This is a genomic window from Vibrio halioticoli NBRC 102217 (assembly GCF_000496695.1).
GTDB lineage: Bacteria > Pseudomonadota > Gammaproteobacteria > Enterobacterales > Vibrionaceae > Vibrio > Vibrio halioticoli.
In genome coordinates, this window is the sequence record NZ_BAUJ01000075.1 from 1 (window position 1) to 1,541 (window position 1,541).

A 1,541-nucleotide genomic window follows, 5' to 3' on the forward strand; every position below is an offset into this window, starting at 1 on the left:
GTGTAAGTCCAAAGTTGTAATGTCACTTTTTATCAAAGTTAAAATGTCACTATAACTGAGTCTTGAACTATCGTTTTAATATCTGACTTAGTTTTGGAGGCTTAGGAATGTTGATAGCTATGAGTGATAATGAAATCGATCGTCTTAAAGTAATTCAAGATGTATGTGAACGCCGACTCCGCCGTATTGATGCGGCTGAACTTTTAAATCTTAGTGTTAGACAAGTTCAACGTCTGATGAATCGGCTACGCCAATATGGCGCAGCCGGTTTGTCTCATAAGTCACGAGGTAAACCCAGCAATAATAAACTCCCATCGGATTATCGAAGTTATATTTTAGATACTATTACTCAGTATTATCCTGATTTTGGTCCTTCGTTGGCTCATGAAAAATTATCTGAAATCCATAACCTCCGAGTATCTGTTGAAACTTTACGGCAATGGATGATAGCTGATGGCCTCTGGATCCCTCATTCTCAACGTAAGCCCCGAGTTTACCAACCACGTTATCGTCGAGATTGCCTTGGTGAACTAATTCAAATTGATGGCTCTCACCATGACTGGTTTGAAGGACGCAGTGATAAGTGTTGTCTTCTGGTGTTTATTGACGATGCCACTGGTCGCCTAATGAACCTTCGTTTCAGTGAAACTGAGTCTGCATTTGACTATATGCTTGCGACTCGTGAATACCTGAATGAACACGGAAAACCAGTTGCGTTCTACAGCGATAAACACTCGATATTTCGTGTAAATCAAGAAAAACATAAACGTGTTGGTGAAACGCAATATGGCCGTATTCTTAGAGAGCTTGGCATTGAGTTAATATGTGCTAATAGCTCTCAAGCTAAAGGCCGTGTTGAGCGAGCTAATTTGACGCTTCAAGATCGTTTAGTTAAGGAAATGAGACTACAAGGTATTAATACCATTGAGGAAGCTAATACATGGTTGCCCTACTTTATTGACGACTTTAACTTCCGTTTTAGTAAGCCTGCAAACTACCCAAAAGACATGCACCGTAAGGTTCGCGAATCTTCTGAAGAACTTGATGATATCTTTAGTTGGCAAGAAACAAGAAAGCTCTCAAATGCACTGACATTCCAGTATGACAAGGTTGTTTACCTAATTGAAAACACTGAAGAAAACGCTCGATTGGTTCATGAAACAGTGAAAGTACTCGACTATCCAGATGGACATATTGCCATTTGTTATGGCTACAAAAAGCTTAACTTCAAAATCTTCGATAAGTTAGAAAATGTAAATCAAGCTCAAATAGTCGATAATAAACGTTTAGGCAATGTACTGAAGTTTGCTAAGCAAAAACAAGATGACTTTGATGAACAACAAAAACGCAGTAGAAGTAAAAAATCACCAAGACGAAAAGCCCAACAACGAGCTTTAAAAGAACAACTCAGGGCTATTAATCCAGTTCTAACCAATCCTGAGTTATTCAAATCCTCCAATACCAAAGAATAGTCAATCTTTAAAAAGTGACATTTCTAATTAGAAAAATAGAGGGACATTTTTAAATTGGATTGACATAAA

At 38.0% G+C, this 1,541-nt stretch carries 1 protein-coding gene; it reads left to right on the forward strand.

Annotated elements, in window-relative coordinates; all coding sequences use genetic code 11:
- The first annotated feature begins 119 nt into the window (after nt 1–119).
- Entirely contained in the window at nt 120–1,472 is a 1,353-nt protein-coding gene (locus VHA01S_RS16695) for an ISNCY family transposase (RefSeq protein ID WP_156916980.1), read from the forward strand.
- Nucleotides 1,473–1,541 lie beyond the last annotated feature (69 nt).

Bases quoted from the DNA above. Each gene is read 5' to 3' on its own strand.
- VHA01S_RS16695 (WP_156916980.1), top strand. From the start codon at position 120: ATGAGTGATAATGAAATCGATCGTCTTAAAGTAATTCAAGATGTATGT.